Annotated in this window: 19 protein-coding genes; 9 read left to right on the forward strand and 10 right to left on the reverse strand. The window is 72.4% G+C overall.

What is annotated here, in order from left to right; genetic code table 11:
* Positions 1–191: 191 nt before the first annotated feature.
* Together KZQ38_RS23835 and KZQ38_RS23840 are read right to left on the reverse strand one after the other, a co-directional pair.
* On the reverse strand, positions 192–1,565 hold the full coding sequence (locus KZQ38_RS23835) for a mycothione reductase (RefSeq protein ID WP_219444611.1): 1,374 nt from the start codon (positions 1,563–1,565) through the stop codon (positions 192–194).
* Between the two features lie 29 nt (positions 1,566–1,594).
* Positions 1,595–2,125, reverse strand: a complete 531-nt coding sequence (locus tag KZQ38_RS23840) for a YbhB/YbcL family Raf kinase inhibitor-like protein (RefSeq protein WP_219444612.1) — start codon at positions 2,123–2,125, stop codon at positions 1,595–1,597.
* A 156-nt stretch (positions 2,126–2,281) separates the two neighbouring features.
* On the opposite strand from KZQ38_RS23840, the gene KZQ38_RS23845 reads away from it, so the two are divergent.
* Positions 2,282–3,103 (forward strand): polysaccharide deacetylase family protein, encoded by an 822-nt coding sequence (locus KZQ38_RS23845; RefSeq protein WP_219444614.1) that lies wholly within the window; start codon positions 2,282–2,284, stop codon positions 3,101–3,103.
* 81 nt (positions 3,104–3,184) lie between these two features.
* Positions 3,185–4,828 (forward strand): PstS family phosphate ABC transporter substrate-binding protein, encoded by a 1,644-nt coding sequence (locus KZQ38_RS23850; RefSeq protein ID WP_308258555.1) that lies wholly within the window; start codon positions 3,185–3,187, stop codon positions 4,826–4,828.
* A gap of 4 nt (positions 4,829–4,832) precedes the next feature.
* Here KZQ38_RS23850 and lon read toward each other — a convergent pair whose 3' ends face one another.
* Both lon and KZQ38_RS23860 read right to left on the reverse strand, forming a co-directional pair.
* Positions 4,833–7,187, reverse strand: a complete 2,355-nt coding sequence (gene lon / locus KZQ38_RS23855; protein ID WP_219444616.1) for an endopeptidase La — start codon at positions 7,185–7,187, stop codon at positions 4,833–4,835.
* Between the two features lie 89 nt (positions 7,188–7,276).
* A complete protein-coding gene (locus KZQ38_RS23860; protein WP_219444618.1) occupies positions 7,277–7,801 on the reverse strand; it encodes a putative immunity protein in 525 nt (174 codons plus the stop codon).
* 185 nt (positions 7,802–7,986) lie between these two features.
* On the opposite strand from KZQ38_RS23860, the gene KZQ38_RS23865 reads away from it, so the two are divergent.
* Genes KZQ38_RS23865 through KZQ38_RS23875 form a run of 3 tightly spaced genes read left to right on the forward strand, consistent with a single transcriptional unit; the run spans position 7,987 to position 9,880 of the window.
* Positions 7,987–8,472 (forward strand): hypothetical protein, encoded by a 486-nt coding sequence (locus KZQ38_RS23865; RefSeq protein WP_219444620.1) that lies wholly within the window; start codon positions 7,987–7,989, stop codon positions 8,470–8,472.
* Between the two features lie 3 nt (positions 8,473–8,475).
* On the forward strand, positions 8,476–9,048 hold the full coding sequence (locus KZQ38_RS23870; protein ID WP_219444622.1) for a sugar O-acetyltransferase: 573 nt from the start codon (positions 8,476–8,478) through the stop codon (positions 9,046–9,048).
* Between the two features lie 31 nt (positions 9,049–9,079).
* Positions 9,080–9,880, forward strand: coding sequence for an SAM-dependent methyltransferase (locus KZQ38_RS23875; RefSeq protein WP_219444624.1), 801 nt, complete (start codon positions 9,080–9,082; stop codon positions 9,878–9,880).
* Between the two features lie 398 nt (positions 9,881–10,278).
* Here the strand turns inward: KZQ38_RS23875 and KZQ38_RS23880 are convergent, their stop codons facing one another.
* Positions 10,279–11,424 carry an MFS transporter gene (locus KZQ38_RS23880; protein WP_257901977.1) on the reverse strand — a complete coding sequence of 382 codons (1,146 nt, stop codon included), beginning with the start codon at positions 11,422–11,424 and terminating at the stop codon, positions 10,279–10,281.
* A gap of 203 nt (positions 11,425–11,627) precedes the next feature.
* Here KZQ38_RS23880 and KZQ38_RS23885 point away from each other — a divergent pair, with 203 nt between their 5' ends.
* The gene (locus tag KZQ38_RS23885; protein WP_219444626.1) at positions 11,628–12,299 is read left to right on the forward strand and encodes a FadR/GntR family transcriptional regulator; all 672 of its coding nucleotides are present in this window, start codon (positions 11,628–11,630) and stop codon (positions 12,297–12,299) included.
* Between the two features lie 84 nt (positions 12,300–12,383).
* Here KZQ38_RS23885 and KZQ38_RS23890 read toward each other — a convergent pair whose 3' ends face one another.
* On the reverse strand, positions 12,384–13,292 hold the full coding sequence (locus KZQ38_RS23890) for a LysR family transcriptional regulator (RefSeq protein ID WP_219444627.1): 909 nt from the start codon (positions 13,290–13,292) through the stop codon (positions 12,384–12,386).
* An 88-nt stretch (positions 13,293–13,380) separates the two neighbouring features.
* Between KZQ38_RS23890 and KZQ38_RS23895 the strand changes: the two genes are divergently transcribed.
* The gene (locus KZQ38_RS23895; RefSeq protein WP_219444629.1) at positions 13,381–14,280 is read left to right on the forward strand and encodes an EamA family transporter; all 900 of its coding nucleotides are present in this window, start codon (positions 13,381–13,383) and stop codon (positions 14,278–14,280) included.
* Positions 14,270–15,214, forward strand: a complete 945-nt coding sequence (locus KZQ38_RS23900) for a pentapeptide repeat-containing protein (protein WP_308258557.1) — start codon at positions 14,270–14,272, stop codon at positions 15,212–15,214. Before KZQ38_RS23895 ends, KZQ38_RS23900 begins: the two co-directional genes overlap by 11 nt.
* 364 nt (positions 15,215–15,578) lie before the next feature.
* On the opposite strand, the gene KZQ38_RS23905 is transcribed toward KZQ38_RS23900, so the two are convergent.
* Positions 15,579–17,102, reverse strand: coding sequence for a cobyric acid synthase (locus tag KZQ38_RS23905; RefSeq protein WP_219444631.1), 1,524 nt, complete (start codon positions 17,100–17,102; stop codon positions 15,579–15,581).
* An 18-nt stretch (positions 17,103–17,120) separates the two neighbouring features.
* Here KZQ38_RS23905 and KZQ38_RS23910 point away from each other — a divergent pair, with 18 nt between their 5' ends.
* The gene (locus KZQ38_RS23910; RefSeq protein WP_257901979.1) at positions 17,121–17,852 is read left to right on the forward strand and encodes an alpha/beta hydrolase family protein; all 732 of its coding nucleotides are present in this window, start codon (positions 17,121–17,123) and stop codon (positions 17,850–17,852) included.
* Between the two features lie 20 nt (positions 17,853–17,872).
* Here KZQ38_RS23910 and map read toward each other — a convergent pair whose 3' ends face one another.
* The 3 genes from map to KZQ38_RS23925 form a co-directional block, all read right to left on the reverse strand.
* Positions 17,873–18,730, reverse strand: a complete 858-nt coding sequence (gene map, locus KZQ38_RS23915) for a type I methionyl aminopeptidase (RefSeq protein ID WP_219444633.1) — start codon at positions 18,728–18,730, stop codon at positions 17,873–17,875.
* Positions 18,731–18,822: 92 nt separating this feature from the next.
* Positions 18,823–20,616 (reverse strand): penicillin-binding transpeptidase domain-containing protein, encoded by a 1,794-nt coding sequence (locus KZQ38_RS23920; RefSeq protein ID WP_219444694.1) that lies wholly within the window; start codon positions 20,614–20,616, stop codon positions 18,823–18,825.
* Positions 20,617–20,639: 23 nt separating this feature from the next.
* Positions 20,640–21,494 carry a GNAT family N-acetyltransferase gene (locus KZQ38_RS23925; protein WP_219444635.1) on the reverse strand — a complete coding sequence of 285 codons (855 nt, stop codon included), beginning with the start codon at positions 21,492–21,494 and terminating at the stop codon, positions 20,640–20,642.
* Positions 21,495–21,538: the final 44 nt, after the last annotated feature.

A 21,538-nucleotide genomic window follows, 5' to 3' on the forward strand; every position in this document is an offset into this window, starting at 1 on the left:
TCCGGCGCGCCACGGGGAACCGCACCAGGGCGGGGTGGTCCTGGAAACTGCCGCCGCCCCGCGAAACTTTCAGGAAGCCTGCCTGAAAGTCAGCGCCCCGCCCGACCACCGTCTGCCCCGCGCCGGCGGGGGCGGTCCGGGCTTCGCCGGCGGGGGTGGTCCGGGCCGCGCTCCCGCTCCGGGGGCAGGCCCTAGTCCAGGGGCAGGTTCAGCAGGGCGTTCTCCACGACCTCGGGCATCGCGGGGTGGATCCAGAACTGGCCGCGTGCCACGGACCGGGCGTCCTGCCCGAAGCTCATCGCCTGGACCAGCGGCTGGATCACGCTCGACGCCTGCGGCCCGATGATGTGCGCACCGAGGATCTGCCCGGTCGCCGGGTCGGCGAGCACCTTGGCGAACCCGGTCGTGTCCTCCATCGCCCACCCGTACGCGATGGCCGCGTACGCCTGCTTCCCGGTCACGTACCGCACGCCACCCGCCGCGGCCTGCTCCTCGGTCAACCCCACGGTCGCCACCTGGGGCGAGGAGAACACCGCGGACGGCACGAACCGGTGGTCCGCCGCGATCGGCTCGTCCGGGTGCAGCAGGTTGTGCTGCACGACCCGCGCCTCGTGGTTGGCGACGTGCTTGAGCCGGTACTCCGAGCTGATGTCGCCCAACGCGTAGATGCCCTCGACGTTGGTCCGCTGGTGCTCGTCCACCACGACCCGGCCGTCGGGGCGCACCTCGACCCCGGTCGCCGCCAGGTCCAGCAGGTCCGAGTTCGGCACCCGCCCGACCGCGACCAGCAGCTCGTCGGACGTGACGACCTCCGCCCCGTGCGGCCCCTCCAGGTGCAGGCGCACCTCGCCGTCGACGCGCTCGGCCCGCACCGCCTTGCGCCCGAGCCGCACGTCCCACTTGTCCGACACGACGCGGGTGAACCGCTCGGCGATCTCCCGGTCCTCGCGGCCGAGCAGGGTGTCCGACCGCGCGATCACGGTCACCGCCACCCCGAACGACGAGAACACGTGCGCGAACTCCGCCGCCACGAACCCGCTGCCCAGGATGGTGAGCCGCTTCGGCAGCGCGTCCAGGCGCATCACGGTGTCCGACGTGTGGTAGCCGGTGACGGCCAGGTCGGCGACGTCGGGCAGCACCGGCCGCGAACCTGCCGCCAGCACGAAGCGGTCGGCGGTGATCACCTCGCCGGTGCCGGTGTCGAGGGTCTTGGGCCCCACGAACCTGGCCGTGCCCGCGTACACGGTGACGTTCGCGTTCTCCTCGGCCCGCCACCGCCGGCCGCCCTCGGCGATCGGGTCGATCCGGCCGAAGATCCGGTCGCGCACGTCGGTCCAGCGGACGCCGTCGAGGGTCGCGTCCACGCCGAACCGCGCGCCCGACGCCGGTGCGGCGGCCACGTCGGCGGTGTGCACGAACATCTTGGTGGGGATGCACCCGACGTTCAGGCACGTGCCGCCGAACACACCCTTCTCGACGATCGCGATGTCCCAGTCCGCGAACCGCTCGTCGGCGATCGTGTTCCCGGAGCCCGTGCCGATGATGACCAGGTCGAAGTGCCTCACGTCGTGCTGCAACCCCCGACGACCCGCGCTCATTCCCGCGCGTACGTGGCGGTGAGCACCGCGCGGCCGAGCGTGTGGAAGGCCAGGTTGAAGCTCACCACGGCGGGCGAGACGTCCGGGGTCACCGGCAGCTCCGCCACGTCCACGGCGTGCACCACGAAGATGTACCGGTGCGGCCGGTCGCCGGGCGGCGGCGCCGCGCCGCCGAACGCGCGGTCGCCGTAGTCGTTGCGCACGTGGAACGCCGCACCCGGCAACGCGTCGTCGGACGCGCCCGCGCCGGTGTCCAGGGAGGTCACGTCGGCCGGCACGTTCACCGCGACCCAGTGCCAGAAGCCGGAGGGCGTGGGCGCGTCCGGGTCGAAGCAGGTGACCGCGAAGCTCCGCGTGCCCTCCGGGAAACCGGACCAGGAGAGCTGCGGCGACGTGTCGCCCGCCGCCTGCGCCTGGGCGTCCGGCAGGGTCGCGCCGTCGCGGATGTCGGTCGAGGTCACCTCGAACGACGGCACGGCGGGCAGCAACTCGTACGGATCGGGGGCGACGGGGCGCTCAAGGCTCATCGAAATCCTCCACAATCGGCTCCGCCGAACCCTATCGCCGCCACGATCGGGTTGCAGGTCCGTCACCCCGGCAACCCCGCCGCGACCCCGGTCGTCACAAGATGTGCGGGTAGCGCGCACTCCGCAGCGCGCCGGACTCACGGGGAGACCTCAGTCATGCGAAGGATCGGCGCGGCGCTCGCCGCCGCCTTGGCGCTGGTCGCGACGGCGTGCGGCACCGAACCGGAGGCCACGCCGCGAGCGGCGGCACCGGCCCCGACGACGACCACCACCCCCACCACGACGACACCGCCCACCGCGGTGCCCGGTCCGGGTGGCACGACCGTGCCGGTGTTCCAGCACCCCTACCCGTACGGGACGGCGCGGGCGAAGCCACCGGCCTCGCCGGACGGCCTGGTGCCGGTGGTGCGGCGGATCGAGACCGACCAGCCGCACGTGTTCATCACCATCGACGACGGCGCGGTGCGGCACCCGGCCGCGCTGGAGCTGATGCGGTCGGCGAACGTCCGGCCGTCGTTGTTCCTCAACACCAAGCACGTCCAGGAGGACCCCGCCTACTTCAAGGCGTTGCAGGACCGGGCCAGCGCGCAGGTGCACGCGCACACCGCCAACCACCCGAACCTCCAGGGCAAGCCCTACGAGTTCCAGAAGCAGGAGATCTGCGGCAACGCCGACTACCTCCAGCAGCACGTCGGCGCGCGACCCAGGCTGTTCCGGCCGCCGTTCGGCAACTACGACGCCAACACCCGCCGCGCGGCCACCGACTGCGGGTTCACGGCGCTGGTGATGTGGACGGCGGCGGTCAACGACGGCGTCGTGCAGTTCCAGGCGGGCGGCAAGCTGAACGCGGGCGACGTGGTGCTCATGCACTTCCGGCAGACGTTCGTGGAGGACTTCCTCGCGTTCCTCGAACGGTGCAAGCGCGACGGGTTGACGCCCGTGCCGTTGGAGGACTACCTGTCCGCCCCTCGGCCGTAGCGGGTTGGCCGCCGCATGAAGTCCGGGTGAACGTCCGGCGGTGGTGGAAATGCCGGGTGGGGTGCCGACCGAGAATTCGGTGTGCAGATCCTGCGGTCCGCGCTGGACTTCCTCGGCGGCCCCGGCCCGGTGGCGCTCGCGATCGCGTTGCTGTTCGCGACGCCGGTCATCGACCGGCTCTTCGTGCGCCGCAAACGGGTCGGCTTCCGCGTGCTCTACAACTCCAAGATCGGCCTGGGTCCCGAGCAGCTGCACGACGGGACCGACGCGCACGCGCCGCAGCTGCGTGAGCTGGTGCGGGTGCTGGACCGGATGAGCATCGTCGTCATCCGGGTCCGCAACAGCGGCAACTACGACATCGACCCGGACGACTTCGACCGTCCGCTGACGTTCACCTTCGGCGACCGGATCGTCTGGAACGCGCGGGTGTCCGAGGCGGGCAGCGAGGAGCTTCGGGAAGAGGTCCGGCGCAGCCTCCAGTTCTTCGGCCGGGACACGGGCCAGGCGCGGGTGTCGTTGCCGACCGTGCGGGAGCGGATGGCGTTGAGCGTGGGCCGGCTGTTCCGGCCCGGCCCGGACCGCGCGCCCGCCGTCGCCGAGCCCGTGTGGCACGGCGTGCGGCTGGACGGCCTGACGCTGCGGCGCAAGCAGAAGTTCAAGCTGCTGGTGGTGCTGCGGGAGCCGGAGGCCAACCGGAACGGCGAACTCGGCAAGGACGTCCGGGTCGCCGGCAGCCTGGGCAACACCGGTGTGCTGCACGACGAGAAGCAGGAGCGGCTGCTCACGCTGCCGCGGCTCACCGGCGGCCTGGCGGCCGTGCTGGCGGGCGTGCTGGTGCTGACCCTCGCGTGGACGCCGGGCAGCCAGGACCCGACCGTGGCCTGCGGCGAGGGTGAGCTGCGCGTGGAGGGATCGAGCGTGTTCATGCCGACCATGCAGAAGATTGCCGAGCAGTACCAAAAGGCGTGCCCGCAGGCGCGGGTGACAACCGAGGCCAACGGCAGCATCGAAGGCTTCCGGAACGTGGAGCATGCCGATCCGGGGGCGCCACTGATCGCGCTGTCCGATGGTGAGCAGAACGGGCTGGACGTGGTGGCGCACCAGGCGGCGATCGTGGTGTACCACGTGATCACGCACCCATCGGTGGGCGTGGACTCGTTGCGGCCGGACCAGTTGCGCGACATCTACGCGGGCCGCTACACGGACTGGAGCCAGTTGCGCGGCGGCGACCCGCTGCCGATCAGGATCGTGAGCCGGGACGGCGACTCGGGCACGCGGAAGCTGTTCGAGGGCAAGGTGCTCGACACGCGCGAGGGCGCGTTGACGTCCGACGACTGCCGCACCGCCCGCCTCAACCCGCAGGCGTCGGTGATCCGCTGCGAGCGGAAGAGGAACGACGACGTGGTGCGGGAGGTCGCCGCCGTGGACGGCGCGATCGGGTACGCCGACGCGCCCTCCGTGGCGGAGGCCCGCAAGGCCGGGAAGCTGGAGGCGCTCGCTATCGGCGGCAAGATGATCGACACGACGACGGGCATCGACGCGGGCTACCCGTTCTGGACCGTCGAGTACCTGTACACGAAGGGCCGGCCGCCGGCGGACTCGTTGGGGCACCGGTTCATCCAGTACGTGCAGGGGCACAACGACGCCCGCGTCCGCATGACGGACGCGGGCTACCTGCCGTGCCCCAAGGAGAGCGGCACGGAGGTGTTGTGCACCCAGCGCTAGGGCATCACGCGGCTGCGGTAGCGGTCACCGTCTCGGCCTCCAGTGCGAGGTCCAGCACCTCACTCACGTCTCCGACCAGGTGCACGGTCAGCGCCGCGCGCACCGACTCCGGCACCTCGTCCAGGTCGGGCTCGTTGCGCCGCGGGATCAGCACCTCGGTGATGCCCGCCCGGTGCGCCGCGAGCAGCTTCTGCTTCACGCCGCCGATCGGCAGCACCCGGCCGGTCAGCGACACCTCGCCGGTCATCGCCACGTCCGACCGCACCGGTCGCCCGGACAGCAGGGACGCCAGCGCCGTGATCATGGTGACGCCCGCCGACGGCCCGTCCTTGGGCACCGCGCCCGCCGGCACGTGGATGTGCACGCCGCGCTCGGCCAGCGCCTCCGCCCGGCGGTCGTGGGACCGCAGGTAGGACAGCGCGATCTGGGCCGATTCCTTCATCACGTCGCCGAGCTGGCCGGTGAGCGTGACCCCGGCGGCACCGGTGCCCTGCTCGGCCAGGGACGCCTCGACGAACAGCACGTCACCGCCCGCGCCCGTCACGGCGAGCCCGGTCGCCACGCCGGGCACGGCGGTGCGCTCCGCCGACTCGGGTGTGAACTTCGGCGAGCCCAGGTAGCCGCGCAGGTCGGCCACGTCCACCGCCACCGGCAGCACGTCGTCCTCCAGCGCGGCACGCGCCGTGACCTTCCGCAGCACCCGCGCGAGCGAGCGCTCCAACTGCCGGACGCCGGCCTCCCGGGTGTACTCGCCGGCGAGCTTGCGCAGCGCGTCCTCGCTGATCGTCACGTCGTCGGGGGTCAGCCCGGCCCGCTCGACCTGGCGCGGCAGCAGGTGGTCGCGTGCGATGGTGACCTTCTCGTCCTCGGTGTAGCCGTCCAGCCGCACCAGTTCCATGCGGTCCAGCAGCGGGCCGGGGATGGACTCCAGGACGTTGGCCGTGGCCAGGAACACCACGTCCGACAGGTCCAGCTCCACCTCCAGGTAGTGGTCCCGGAAGGTGTGGTTCTGCGCCGGGTCCAGCACCTCCAGCAACGCGGCGGTCGGGTCGCCCCGGTAGTCCGCGCCCACCTTGTCGATCTCGTCCAGCAGCACCACGGGGTTCATCGAGCCCGCCTCGGCGATGGCCCGCACGATCCGGCCGGGCAGCGCGCCGACGTAGGTGCGGCGGTGGCCCCGGATCTCGGCCTCGTCCCGCACACCGCCCAGCGCGACCCGGACGAAGTCCCGGCCCATGGCCCGCGCCACCGACTCGCCCAGCGACGTCTTGCCGACACCGGGCGGGCCGACCAGCGCCAGCACCGCGCCGGACCGCCGACCGCCCACGACGCCCATGCCCCGGTCGGCACGCCGCCTGCGCACCGCCAGGTACTCGGTGATCCGCTCCTTCACGTCGTCCAGGCCCGCGTGGTCGGCGTCCAGCACGGCCCGCGCGCCCGCGATGTCGTAGGCGTCCTCGGTGCGGTTGTTCCAGGGCAGCTCCAGCACCGTGTCCAGCCAGGTGCGGATCCAGCCGGTCTCGGGCGACTGGTCGGAGGTCCGCTCCAGCTTGTCGACCTCGGCGAGCGCGGCCTTGCGGACGTGCTCGGGCAGGTCCGCGCCCTCGACGCGGGCCCGGTAGTCCTGCTCCTCCGTGGCGGGCTTGCCGTCCAGCTCGGCCAGCTCCTTGCGGATGGCGGCGAGCTGGCGGCGCAGCAGGAACTCGCGCTGCTGGCGCTCCACGCCCTCGGTGACGTCCTTGCGGATGGACTCGGCGACGTCCAGCTCGGTCAGGTGCTCGCGGCCCCACTCCAGCAGCTTCGCCAGCCGCTCCGCGACGTCGCTGGTCTCCAGCAGCCACACCTTCTGCGCCTCGGTCAGGTAGGGCGCGTACCCGGCGAGGTCGGCGAGCGCCGACGGCTCGTCCACCTGCTGCACCGAGTCGACGACCTGCCACGCGCCGCGCTGCTGGAGGATGGTCGTGACCAGCGCCCGGTACTCGCGCGCCAGCTCCCGCGTGCGGTCGTCCACCGGCGACTCGTCGGCGACGGTCGCCTCCACCCACAGCGCCGCGCCCGGTCCCGTCGTGCCGGTGCCGATGCGGACGCGCGCGGTGCCCCGCACCACGGCCGCCCGCTCGCCGCCGGACAGCCGGCCGACCTGCTCGATCACGGCCAGCGTGCCGACCTTGGCGTACTTGCCGTCCAGCCGCGGCACCAGCAGCACCCGCGCTTCGCCACCGGCCGCGGAGGCGGCTTCGACGGCGGCGCGGGCCTCGGTCGTGGCGTCCGAACCGGTGAGCCGGATCGGCACGACCATGCCCGGCAGCACGACGACGTCGTCCAGCGGCAGCACCGGGAGCGCCAACGTCTCGCCCATGTTGATCCTCCAAAGTTGAGTCTGCACCGCTCAACCAACATGAGCCCGGAATTGTTTCCCCACGGCGTTCGCTCTGAGCGAGCGGCACCTCATCGCCGACGAAGGACCTCGTCCAGCTCGCGGATCAACGCACCGACCCGCCCGCCCCCACCCGGCGCGGCCGGGTAGCGCCGCAACACGTCCACCACACCAGGCGTAGCACGACGAGCCGCGAGCGCGAGCTGCCCGGACCCCACCGAGGGATCACCGCCGGCGACCAGCTCGACAGCCCTGGCCGCATGAGCAGCAGCGCCGAGGATGTGCTTGACCTGCGTGGCCTTGGCCAAGGGGTGCAGATAGGCCGCCCCGGCCGCCGCCATCGCCGCCCACGCCGCCTCACGGGCAGCCGGCCCATCCACCTCCTTTGCCGCCTTCAACGCCGCCCACGCCACGTCCCGCAACACCTTCCCGCGCTCACCACCCCGCGCGAACTCCCAGGCGGCACCCACCGCCGCCGCGGGCCGCGGGTCCTCGGGCCGCTCGGCGGCGAACACGTCGAGCACCACCTCCGCGCACCCGGCGGCGAACGACGTCACCTCCCGCAGGTCCTGCTTGCCCAACAACACCTCTTCCACCTTCCCGCCCTCTCCCGGGTTGTGCCGATCGTCAGGTGATCGTTCCGGCAACCCGCTACGGTCGTCCTCCGGGACCTACCAGGGAGGCCACCGGAGTCATGAGCTTTTCCGCGCACGCGCGCCGAGCAGGCGACCCCGACGTCCCGTTACGGCACCGAGCGTCATCGCTCCGCTCATGCGTGCGCATGTTCCCCGCGGCCCCCTACGACGAGACGATCCACTACTTACGCCTGATGTCGGGCCCGTTCGAACGCGATCCGCAGGCCCTCAGGGCCGCCCTGGAACTGCTGCTGCTCCTGCGCGCCCGGTGGAAGGCCCAACTGGAGACGTACGCGACGATCCGCCGCATCGAGAAGCGAAGGGGCGTGCGGAAACCACGCGGCACCACCCCGTTCGGCGGCCCGGTGGACGCCGGGGCGTTGTTCCACCTGCACACGCCGCAGGGCGCGGAGCGCTACGACGTCCACCACCTCCTCCCGGCCGGGCGGACACCGCGTTTCGCGGGCGCTTCGTTCGTGTTGTCCGCCCCCGACCCGCAGGACGACCGCGCAAGCGAGCCGCTCGCGTTCGACGGCCGGTCGTTCGAGCTGGCCGCCACCCCGGCACACCTGTTCCCGCCGGACCAGCGCCCGTCGAGCTGGCCCGAGCACCACCCGAACTCCCGGAGCTGAGCCGTGGGCGAGCACAAGGACCGGCTGCTGCGCGGTGAGTGGTACCTGGACGAACCGGAACTGGCCGAAGACCGCCGCCGCTGCCAAGCCGTGTTGGACCGGTTCAACGCCACGGGCGACCAGACAACGCTGCACCGCCTCCTGGACCTGGCCCCCGGCGCGACGGTCCTGCCGCGCTTCCAGTGCAGCTACGGCACGCGGATCACCATCGGGCGCAACAGCTTCGTCAACACCGACGCCACCTTCATGGACGACGCACGCATCACGATCGGCGCGGACGTCCGCATCGGCCCCCGTGCCCAGCTCCTGACCGCCCTACACCCGGTGGAGGACCACGAGCTGCGCCGCGCCGGCTGGGAACGCGCCGCACCCATCACCATCGGGGACAACACCTGGCTGGGTGGCGGCGTGATCGTCTGCCCCGGCGTCACCATCGGCGAGAACACCGTCATCGGCGCGGGCAGCGTCGTGGTGCGCGACGTGCCCGCCCACGTCTTCGCCGCCGGCAACCCGGCCCGCACCATCCGCGCCCTGCCCCCGGCCGGCACCGGCGCGGAACACGACAGCGAGGGATGATCACGGCCACATCGACCGCGGAGGGAATCGGATGGATCAGACGAGTTGGGTCCCGTCGTCGGTGGACTTGAACCGGCCGAGCGCGGCGCGGATGTACGACTACTTCCTGGGCGGCTCGCACAACTTCGCGGTGGACCGCGAGGCGGCCAAGGCCGTGGAGCGGATCTACCCGGGCATGTCCGGCGCGGCGCGGGCGAACCGCTCGTTCCTGCGCAGAGCCGTCCGCCACCTGCTCGACCGGGGCGTGGACCAGTTCCTGGACCTGGGCTCCGGCATACCCACGGTCGGCAACGTGCACGAGATAGCCCAGCAGGCCAACCCGGACGCGAGGGTCGTCTACGTCGACGTGGAACCGGTGGCCGTCGCCCACAGCACGGCTCTGCTGGCGAACAACCCCAACGCCACCGTGATCCAGGCGGACCTCCGTTCACCGAAAAGCGTGTTGGAGGACGAGACCGCACGAGCAGTTCTCGACTTCGACCGCCCCATCGGCCTGCTCATGGTCGCGGTGCTGCACTTCGTGCCCGACTCGGACGAGCCGCACAACGTCGTGGCCGAGTACCGCGAAGCCCTGCCGCCCGGCAGTTACCTGGCCATCTCCCACGGCACCTTGGAAGGCGTACCCCTGGAGGGCGTGGAGGACACCGAACGGGTAAAAGCCATCTACCGCAGAACCGACAGCCCCCTGGTCCTCCGCTCGCGGGGAGAAATCACCGCCTTCTTCACCGGACTGGACGTCATCGACCCCGGCGTAGTCCCCTTGTCGGAATGGCACCCGGACTCCGCGGACGCTTACATCAGCGCTTACGTCGGCATCGGCCACAAACCCTGACCAGGGCACACCAGACCCCCCGTCGTGTTCTCCCCGTATGGCCTGCGCGCCAGCGAACCGCGCTTTGCCAGGGAGGGCAAGCACGCTTTTCGCTTGCCCTCCCTGGCAAAGGGTGGTTGTCTTGACCAGGCCATACGGGGAGAACACGACGGCTCTTTCAAACTCCTTGGCGGCCTGCCAAGCGGCGAGCGTCGCTTTTAACCCAAACCCCGAGCCGGACTCACACCGCACGAGCCGCCCAGCACACACAGGCCACAAAGCGACTCACACCGCACGAGCCGCCCAGCACACACAGGTCACGAAGCGACTCACACCGTCCGAGGCCGCTGGCACAACACAGACCCCGAGCCGGACTCACACCGCACGCGCCGCCCAGCACACACAGGCCACGAAGCGACTCACACCGTCCGAGGCCGCCCGGCAACCCACCCCAACCCGGTCAACACCACCAGCAGCACCACGAGCAGCAGCATCGACACCGTCCAGTCGCCGGTGACCCCGCGCAGCACGCCGAACGCGAACGGCCCGGAGGCCGAGATCAGGTACCCGATACTCTGCGCCATAGCCGACAACCGAGCAGTGTCCGAAGTGGACGAAGTGCGCAGCGAGATCATCACCAGGGCCAGGGGGAACATGCCCATGCCCACCCCGACCAGCACGACCCACAACGCGGGCGCCCAGGCGGGCGCGAGCGCCAGCCCCAGGACACCGGCGATGGACAGCGAGCCCAGCGCCAGCACCAGCGGCGACTGGCTGGGTCGGCGGGCGGCCAGCGGCGGCACGACGAGGCTGACCGGCACCCCGAGCACCATCGTGATCGCGAGCAGCAGACCGGCGGTGGTGCGGTCGACACCGGCGTCGCCGAGGATCTGCGGCAGCCAGCCCATCACCGTGTACGCGAGCAGCGACTGCAAGCCGAAGAACACCGTGATCACCCAGGCCAGCGGGTTCCGGGCCAGCGACCGCTTGACCGCCGCCGGGCGGGTGGCCTCCGCGGCGCGGGCCACGGCCACCCCGTGCCGCGCGCCGGACAGCCAGATCACCAACGCGGCCAGCGAGAGGAACGCCCAAGCGCCCACGGCCAGCCGCCACGACCCGAACACCGACTCCAGCACCGGCGTGAAGGCGGCCCCGACCGCGGCGCCCGCGGCCAGTGCCGCCGTGTAGACGCCCGTGATGAGCCCGACGCGACCCGGGAACGAGTCCTTCACGACAACGGGGATGACCACGTTGCACACCGCGATGCCGGCGCAGGCGATGAACGTGCCGCCGAGCACCACCAACGGGCCGTCGACGACGCGCAGCACCAGGCCCGCGGTCAACACCGCCAGCGCCAGCGCGACCGCCCGCGCCATGCCGAGCCGGCGGCCGAGCCAGGGCGCGAGGAACGCCGCGAAGCCGAAGCAGAGCGTCGGCAGGGCGGTGAGCGAGGACGTCCACGCGGTGCTCACGCCGAGCGACCCGCGGACGTCGCCGAGGACGGACGCCAGGCTGGTGACGGCCGGGCGCAGGTTGGCGGCGGCGAGCGCTACGCCGATCGCCAACAGGGTGCTGCCGACCAGGGCAACTTGGCGGTTCGGGGCCGCCGGACCACCGGCACTGGCTGAAGGATGGGTGGCGATCGTCGCATTGGCACCCTGTTCGGTGGCAGTGTGAACCAACGACGGTGTGCGGTCTGACCGGGTCTGCGGGATCGTCACCGGATTACTATTGCAGACATGGGATGTTCGGATGAAAGGACGACGCTGTGCCGTTGGCCACTACCCGACGGGCCGGACTCGTCGACCAGGTGATCGACCAGATGAGGGGCGCGATCTCCGGCGGCGAATGGCCGGTCGGCCAGCGCATCCCCCCGGAACCGGAACTCGTCACCGCGCTCGGCGTGGGCCGCAACACCGTGCGGGAGGCGGTGCGTGCCCTGTCCCACGCCGGGCTGCTGGAGGTCCGCCAGGGTGACGGCACGTTCGTGCGCGCGACCAGCGAGCTGTCCGGTGCCGTCCGCCGGCTTTGCGGTAGCGAGCTGCGCGACGTGCTCCAGGTTCGCCGCACGCTGGAGGTGGAGGGCGCCCGCCTGGCCGCCACCGAGCGCACGGACGAGGAACTGCGCCGACTGGAGACGCTGCTGGACGAGCGTGACGCCGCGCTGGCGTCACAGGACTGGGAAAGCCTCGTTGAACGGGACGCGGCGTTCCACCTGCTCCTCGTGCAGTGTTCGCACAACACGCTGCTCGCCGAGTTGTACCAGGGGCTCACGGAGGCCGTCCGCGCCAGCATCACGGCCACCGTGGACCGCGATCACGAGCACGAGCAGGTCTCGCACGCCGGACTCCTGGAGGCCGTGCGCGACCGCGACCAGGCTCGTGCGGTCGCGGAGGCGGGCGGGTTCCTGGAGGAGTTGCTGCAACGGCACTCACTCTGACGTTTTCCGATCTCGGGGCGCGGGGTCGGAAACTTCGAGCCAAGGGGCCTCCCGCTCACCGCGGGAGGCCCCTTGTGCTCCCGCTCAGGCCGTGGCCCTCTCCTCCCAACACCCCCGCAACGCGGCCAACGCCGCCACCACCGCCGGTCGACGCGCGGCCTGCACCCGCCACATCGCGAACACCCGCCGGGTGGGCGTCGGCACGAACTGCACAGCGCGAACCGCGGCCGGCAGCTCCCCCCTCCCCAACCGCGGCAGCAACGCCACCCCGACCCCCTTGGACAACAACGCGATCTGCGTCTCGTACTCGCCGATCCGGTACGCGAGTTCCGGTTCCATCCCCGCGCCGCGGAAGGTGTTGACCAGCCAGTCGTGGCAGATCGTGCCCTCGGGCTGGCAGATCCACCGCTCACCCGCGAGGTCGGCGGGCGCGACCTCGGTCCGGTCGGCGAGCCGGTGGCCGGCGGGCAGCAGCACGTCGGCGTAGTCCAGGCCGAGCGCTTCCCGCGCGACGCCGTCGGGCACGGCGAGCGGCGCGTTGTCCCAGTCGTGGGTGACGGCGAGGTCCAGCTCCCCGCGCGCGACGAGTTCCTGCGCGGCGGGCGGGTCCATCTCGACCACGCGCACGTCCAGCCCCGGGTGGTCGCGCAGCAGCACGACCAGCGCGGACGGCAGGAGCCCGCGCGCGGCGGTGGCGAACGCGCCGACCCGCAGCACGCCGACGGCCGCGCCGCGCTGCTCCTCCAGCTCCACCTCGGCGTGCTCGACGAGTTCCAGCACGCGGGCCGCGGTGGCGGCGAGCAGGTGCGCGGCGTCGGTCAACGCCACCCCGCGCCCGCGGCGCTCCAGCAGCGTGGTCCGCGTCTCCCGCTCCAGCTTCGCGATCTGCTGGGACACCGCCGACGGCGTGTACCCGAGGGCCGTGGCCGCCGCGCCGACCGACCCGTGCCGCGCCACCGCGTGCAACGCCCGCAACCTGCCCAGATCCAGCACCCGCCACCTCGTCGTGTAGCAGCTCTAAACTCAACGCTTTACGATCATTCGCTGGTGCTAAACGTTACGCCGGTCGAGACTCGGCGACGTGAAACCCCGTCATGCCGCGCTCGCGGTCCTCACCACCACCATCTGGGGCGTCAACTTCGTCGTGATCAAGGTGGGGCTGCACGAGTTCCCGCCGCTGTTGTTCTCCGCGCTGCGCTTCCTGGCGGCGGCGGTGCCCGCGCTGTGGTTCGTCGGCAGGCCGCGCGTGGCGTGGCGGTGGGTGTTCGCCGTCGCGCTCGCGCTCGGCGTGGCCAAGTTCGGCCTGCTGTTCCTCGGCATGGAGCGCGGGATGCCCGCCGGGCTGTCGTCGCTGGTCCTCCAGAGCCAGGTGATCTTCACCGTGCTGTTCGCGACCGCGGTGCTCCGCGAGCGGCCCCGGCCCGTGCAACTGGTCGGCATGGCGGTCGCGGGCACGGGCATCGTGCTGATCGCGCTCGACCACGGCGTCGGCAGCCCGCTCTCGGCGTTGCTGCTCGTCGTGCTCGCCGCCGTGGCGTGGGGCGTGTCCAACGTGGTCACCCGCTACGCCAAGCCGCCGGACGCGCTCAACTTCATCGTCTGGGTGAGCGCCGCCGCGACGCTCCCGCTGCTCGCGCTGTCCGTGATCTTCGAGGGCCCGCCCGCGATCTTCGCCGCGCTGGGCGGCCTGAGCTGGTCCGGGGTCGGCGCGCTGCTCTTCGTCGCGTGGATCTCCACCCTGTTCGGGTTCGGCGCGTGGGGCTTCCTGCTGCGGGAGCACGACGCGAGCACCGTCGTGCCGTTCGCGTTGCTGGTCCCGGTGGCGGGCATGTTCTCGGGGTGGCTGTTCCTGGACGAGCCCGTGCCGCTCACCCGGCTGGCCGCGGCAGTCCTGGTCGTGGTCGGCATGGCGGCGACGACGGTCCACCGGCCGGCCGCCACCCCCGGAATAGTGATTGACGCCCCGACCGGTGTCCGATGAGCTGGACCACGTGGAACACCGGGTGCTTTCGGCCAGGACCATCGTCGGCTGGGGCATCGGGCTGCTGGTCCTCGCCGCGGTCGCGACCACCACCCTGCTGGTGACCTTCGGCACGGGCGACCCGGGTGACGGCGTGCGGCTGGACGCGATCCGCACCGCGTCCGGCATCGTCGTCGGCGGTGGTGGCGCGGCGGCGCTGCTGCTGGCCGCGCGCAAGCAGCGCTACACCGAGATCGACCTGGTGCAGAAGGACCACGACGCCACCGAGCGCCGCGTCACCGAGCTGTACGGCAAGGCCGCCGACCAGCTCGGCAGCCCCCAGGCCCCGGTTCGCCTGGCCGGGCTGTACGCGTTGGAACGGCTCGCCCAGGGCAACCCCGCGCACCGGCAGACCATCGTGCACCTCATGTGCGCGTACCTGCGGATGCCGTTCACACCGCCGCCCGACGTGCGTGCCCGCACCGGTCCCCGCGACACCGCCCGGTTCCAGGAGCAGGAGGTGCGGCAGACGGCGGCCGGGTTGCTGGCCGCGCACCTGCGCCCGGACCAGCCGGACGCGTTCTGGTCGGACATCGCCCTCGACCTGTCGCACGCCACGCTCGTGAAGCTCACCCTGACCCACGCCCGCGTGCGGCGGGCGTCGTTCGTCGGCACCACGTTCGTCGGGCCGGCCACCTTCCGCGGCACCGAGTTCACCGACCAAGCGGACTTCCGCGAGACCGAGTTCCGGGGACTGGCGGACTTCCGGCGGGTCGTGTTCGGGGAGGCGGTGTTCCGCGGGGCGTCGTTCGCCGGGGAGACCGACTTCGGCCAGCGCACCACCGCCGCCCTCGCCGGGGCGCGCACCAAGGTCGGCGACTCCCGACGCAGGTGGCCGGACGGGTGGGCGGAGCGCCCGGACGGCGACGGTTGGGCGACGCTGCTCCACCAGTGAGGCAACTCGAACCCGCCACGTTCCCCCGAACGAAGGACGTATCCCCGCCGCATTCCCCGGTACCTTCCTAACAAGACCATTCACCGGGGAGGTGTGCCGTGCGATTCGACAAGCACCCACGCCTCCGCCCGTCCACCGGAACAGCCGTCATCTGACGGGAACCCGCTGGACGCCCGAGTGTTCCGCGCCAGGCGGTCGCGCACGCGGCCACCGGCGGGCAGCGGTGGGTGGTTCGCCGACTTGGTGGTCGAACGGATCCTCGCCGCGCCCCCGGTGATCCCCGTCCCGACCCGGCGGCGAGAGCAGCAGCCGGTGACTTCACACGACTTGGTGGTCGTGCACCCCGGAACCCCGCGCATCGCGGTCAGGTGAGGGGCGGAGCACCCGCCGGCGGAACGACCGGGAGTCCGGGAGCGGTTCCCCTCTCCAGCAACGCGTGCACCGCACCGGTGTCGAGGTGGTCCGCCACCAGGTCGCCGAGCAGGTCGAGTTGCGCGGCGCGGCGGCCCGCGAAATCCGTGTCGGGCGCCGGCCGGAACCCGTCGCGGCCCGCGTGCCCGGCGGCCCAGCGCAGGAACGCGCGGCGGAACCCGTCGTTCTCCAGCAACCCGTGCCAGTGGGTGCCCGCGACGCGCCCGGCCAGCACGCCCTCGGGCGTGCCGTCGGGCAGGGTCACCAGCCCCTCGCCCGCACGCCGCACCACGCGGCCGTGGTGGATCTCGTAACCGGTGACGGGTTCGCCGAACGCCTCGCCACGCGGCCGGTGCAACGCCTTGTCCGCCTCGAACCGCACGTCCACGTCGAGCAGCCCGAGACCGGGCACGACGCCCGCGCGGGACTCCACGGCGTCCTCGATGCGCCTGCCGAGCATCTGGAAACCGCCGCAGATGCCCAGGACCGGCCCGTCGTGGCGGGCGATGGCGTCGGCCAGCCCGTTGGCGCGCAACCACTCCAGGTCCGCCACGGTGGCCTTGGAGCCGGGCAGCACGACCAGGTCGGCGTCCGCGAGCCGCGACGGGTCGGTGACGAACCGCACCGACACGCCGGGCTCGCAGGCCAGGGCTTCGACGTCGGTCGCGTTGGAGATGCGCGGCAACCGCACCACGGCGACCCGCAGCCACTGGTCGCCACGCGGCGGCGCGGGTCGGCCGATGACGCCGTCCGCCGCGTAGGACAGGGAGTCCTCGGCGTCGAGCCACAGCTCCTCCCGCCACGGCAGGACGCCCAGCACCGGTCGCCCGGTGAGCCCGCGCAACTGCCCCAGCCCCGGCGCCAGCAGCGCCGGGTCGCCCCGGAACTTGTTCACCACGAACCCGGCCACCAGCGCCTGGTCCGCGGGGTCGAGCAGGGCCAGCGTGCCGAACAGGTGCGCGAAGACCCCGCCCCGGTCGATGTCGCCGACCACGAGCACGGGCAGCCCGGCGGCCCGCGCGAGGCCCATGTTGGCGATGTCGTCGGCACGCAGGTTGATCTCGGCGGGCGAGCCCGCGCCCTCGCACACCACGACCTCGTAGTCGGCACGCAGGTCCGCCAGCGTGGCCAGCACCGTCCGCAGCAACCCGGCCTTGCGCTCCCGGTACGACCGGGCCGACACCTCGCCGACCGCCTTGCCCAGCACCACGACCTGCGAGCTGCGGTCGCCACCGGGCTTGAGCAGCACCGGGTTGAACCGGACGCTGGGCTCCAGCCCGCACGCCGCCGCCTGGAGGGCCTGCGCGCGGCCGATCTCGCCGCCGTCGCCGGTGACCACCGAGTTGTTCGACATGTTCTGGGCCTTGAACGGGGCCACCCGGACGCCTTGGCGGGCCAGCCACCGGCACAACCCGGCGACCAGGACGCTCTTGCCCGCGTCCGACGTCGTGCCGGCGATCAGCAGCGCACCGCTCACGGTCCCAAAACCCCCTAGTTGTCGGTCGCGGCTGACATCATCCACGTCATGGTCTCCCCGCCCGCCACCACGGTCCTGGTGCACAGCCCCTACCTGGGCCCGGCGAGCCTGCGCCCGCTGGCCGGCGCGCTGGCCGCGCTCGGGCACGCGGTGCTCCTGCTCGACCTGCGGGTGACGGTGAACGCCGCGCCCGTGCACCAGCGGCTGATCGGGGTGTTCGCGGACGCCGTGGAGGACTCGCTGGTGGACGGCGACCTGGTGCTGGTCGGGCACGGCGGCGCCGGTCCGCTGCTGCCCGCGTTCGCCGACGCCCTGGAGATCCCGGTGACGGGCCTGGTGTTCGTGGACGCGGACCTGCCGACACCCGGCCGCAGCCGGCGTGACGACACGCCCGCGGAACGCATGGCGCGGCTGAAGTCGATCTCCCGCGACGGCCTGATGCCGCGTTGGGACCGCTGGTTCGCGCCGGAGGACCTGGCCGGGATGGTGCCGGACGTGCGGTTGCTGGAGGAGATCGTCGCCGAGGCGCCGGAGGTGCCGCTGGCGTTCCTCAAGGAGCCCGGCCCCACGGTGGCGTGGACGGGGCCGTGCGGCTACCTGCGCCTGAGCGCCGCCTACGACGGCGCGCTGGCAACCGCACGCGACCTCGGCTGGCCGGTGCGCGAGCTGGCGGCGAACCACCTGGCGACGGCGTCCGCGCCCGCCGAGGTGGCCGCCGCGGTCGCCGCCCTGATCACCCAGCTGCCCTGAGCACCGGGCCGGGGCCGGCCTCAGCAGACGGTCAGGATCTCCGCGCCCGTGTCGGTGACCACCAGGGTGTGCTCGAACTGGGCGGTCCAGCTCTTGTCCTTGGTGGTGACGGTCCAGCCGTCCGCCCACACCTCGTGCTCGATACCGCCCAGGGTGATCATCGGCTCGATGGTGAACGTCATGCCGGGTTCGATGACCGTGGGCACGTGCGGCGCGTCGTAGTGCAGCACCACCAGTCCGCTGTGGAACGTGCGGCCGATGCCGTGGCCGGTGAAGTCGCGCACGACGCCGTAGCCGAACCGGTTGGCGTAGGACTCGATGACCCGGCCGATGACGTTGAGCTGCCGTCCGGGCTTGACCGCCTTGATCGCCCGCATGGTGGCCTCGTGGGTGTGCTCCACGAGCTGCCGCACCTCCTCGGACACGTCGCCCGCGAGGAAGGTGGCGTTCGTGTCGCCGTGCACGCCGCCGATGTACGCCGTGACGTCGATGTTCACGATGTCGCCGTCCTGGATGACGGTCGAGTCGGGGATGCCGTGGCAGATGACCTCGTTCAGCGAGGTGCAGCACGACTTGGGGAAGCCCCGGTAGCCCAGCGTCGACGGGTACGCGCCGTGGTCGCACAGGAACTCGTGCGCGATGGCGTCCAGCTCGTCGGTGGTGACACCGGGCGCGACGGCCTTGCCCGCTTCCTGGAGGGCCTGCGCGGCGAGGCGGCCCGCGATGCGCATGGCCTCGATCACCTCGGGCGGCTGCACCCACGGGTCGGTGTTGCGGCGGGGCTCCTTCTTGTCCACGTACTCGGGCCGCTCGATTTCAGCGGGCACCGGACGACGTGGGGAGAGCACCCCTGGTTCCAGGACGGCACGCACGGACATACGTGACAGGTTACGACTCCTCGCCGAGCCCCATGCGCCGTGTGCCCGCTTTGTGGTCGAGCAGGCACGCAACGCTGATCACCCGACGCCCGTCAGCCCAGCGCGGCGAGGAACCGCGCGGAGGCGTCGACCGCGGGCGACGACGAGTTCGCGCCCAGCAGGAGGGTCGCGAACGCGATGTCGCCCCGGTAGCCGACGAACCACCCGTGCGAGTTGACGCCGTCGCCGAACTGCGCCGTGCCGGTCTTGCCGCGCACGTCGCCGTACGGGCGCAACTGCGGCGCGGTGCCGGTCTCGACGACCTCCCGCATCATGGCCCGCAACGGTTCCAGCACGGCGGGCGACGGTGCGGTCGGCTGGTGGTCGGCCTTGGTCTCGCGGTCCTTGAGCAGCGTCGGCGTCGGCATGGTGCCGCGAGCCGCCGTGGCGGCCACCAACGCCATGCCGAACGGGCTGGCGAGCAGCTTGCCCTGGCCGAAGCCGTCCTCGGCGCGTTCCACGACGTCCGTCGCGGGCGGGGCGGACCCGGTGACGGTGGTCAGCGCCGGCACCTCGAAGTCGACGCCCAGGCCGAACTTGTCCGCCTGCTTGGTCAGCGCGTCCGCCGGCAGCGCGGCGGCGAGCTGCGCGAAGGTCGTGTTGCAGGAGAACGCGAACGCCGAGTGCAGCGGGACGGTGCCCTTGTCGAAGTCGTGGTCGTTGGGCACGATCCGCCGCCCGTCGATGGTCACCCTGGCGGGGCACGGCTGCGGCGAGTCGGCGGGCGTGCCCGCCTCCACGGCCGCCGCCGCCGTGATGATCTTGAACGTGGAACCGGGCGGGAACCGGCCGGTCAACGCGATCGCGCCCTGCTCGTCGGCGGGCTTGTTCTGGGCGACGGCCAGGATGTCGCCGGTGGACGCGGACAACGCCACCAGCATCGCCGGTTCGGCGACCGGTTCCACCGCGTCCTCGGCGGCGGTCTGCACGGCGCGGCTCATCCCGGTGGCCACGGCCCGCGCGGGTTCCGGCGCGACGTCGTGCAGGTCCTCGACCTCCGCGCCGGCCGCGTTCATCGTGTAGACGCGCAGCCCGGACCGGCCGGCGATCTCCTCCTCGACGGCCTTGCGCACCGCGGGCAGCACCTGCGAGCCGAAATCACGCGACGGCGCCAGCAACGACGTCTGCGTCGTGAACCGCACGCCGGGCAGCTCGTAGATGGCGGGCTTCACGCTCTGGTAGTCGGCGTCCCGCAACGCCGCGACGTGGTAGACCTGCCCGGCGGGCACCTTGCCGACGCCCTCGGTGATGGTCGCGGCCGTGATGGCGGGGTCGATCCGGTTGAGCGCGCCCGCGAGCGAGTCGGCCACCGCCGCCACGTCACCGGCCTGCGCCGGGTCCAGCAGGACCGACACGACCTGCTCCGGCGCCAGCAGCGGCGTCCCGTCGCGGTCCAGCACCGGGGCGAGCGCGGGCGCCACCTCGCGCAGGCCGATGGACTGCTGTGCGGCGAGCTTCGGGTGCACGACGGACGGCGCCCAGTGCACCTTCCAGTTGTCGTCCTCGCGCCGCAGGTCGAACTTGGTGTCGTAGGACCAGACGCGGTTGCGCCCGAGGTCCCACTCCAGCTTCGCGGTGGCGTCCGCCGTGGTCGACTCGCCCGACGAGCGCACCTGCTGCACGGACGCGCGCACGGCGGCCGGTTTCACCGCCCCGCGCACCTTCTCCAGCAGTTCCTTGGCCTTGGCCGGGTCGTCGGTGAGCGCCACCGCGCCGTCCACGTCACCGGCGGCGAGCTTGCCGAGGAAGTCACCCGCGACCTGGTCGGGTCCGGGCCGGGAGGAGAACAGCCCGCACCCGCTGAGCACGACGAGGGCGGCGACGGCGATGGCGGACTTCCGAAGCATCACGGTGCGAGTATGCCCAACGCCTAGAACAGGACTGTCGCGTACTGCCCGACCTGGGTGAACCCGATCTTGCGGTACGCGGCACGCGCGACTTCGTTGTAGCAGTTCACGTAGAGTGACGCGGTTCGGCCGAGCCCGCGCACGAGGCGTTCGGCGACGGCCGCGGTCCCCGCCGTGCCGATGCCCTGCCCGCGCCGGTCCGGGCGCACCCAGACGCCCTGGATCTGGCCGACCTTCGCCGACATCGCGCCGATCTCGGCCTTGAACACCACTTCGCCCGCCTCGAACCGGGCGAACGCGCGACCGCCCGCGATCAGCTCGGCGACCCGGGCCCGGTAGGACGTGCCGCCGTCGTCGGCACACGGGTCGACGCCCACCTCTTCGATGAACATCGCGACCGCCGCCGGCAGGTACCGGTCCAGCTCGTCCGGGCGCACCGGGCGGACCAGGGGGTCGGGGGTCACCGAGGGGCTGCCGCCGAGCGCCATCAACGGCTGGTCGGCACGCACCTCGCGGGCCGGACCCCAGTCGGGGGCCAGTTCCTCCCAGAGCCCGAGGACCTGCTCGGCGGGACCGACCAGGGAGGAGCACATCCGGCCACGCCGCCGAGCCCGGTCGGCGAACCCGCGCAACGCGGAGGCGTTGCCGCCGAGCGGGATCAGGTTGGGCCCGGCGAAGCACAACGCGTCGACCCGCCCGCCACGCAGCGAGCGGTGGTCGTACGCCCACACCTCGCCGCCGAGCCGCCACGGGTCGAGGCCCGCGACCTCGACGCGGGCGGCCACCATGCACGACGCGACGGGATCGTTCGACAACACCGCGAGGACCTCGTGCAGATCCCGCTCGTCCAGCAGCCGCGCGCCCGCCAGCCTCAACACGGGTCAAGCCTGCCAGATGGACGGCATTCCACGCGCGTCAGCCA

It is taken from the genome of Saccharothrix obliqua (assembly GCF_019375475.1).
Classification (GTDB): Bacteria; Actinomycetota; Actinomycetes; order Mycobacteriales; family Pseudonocardiaceae; genus Actinosynnema; species Actinosynnema obliqua.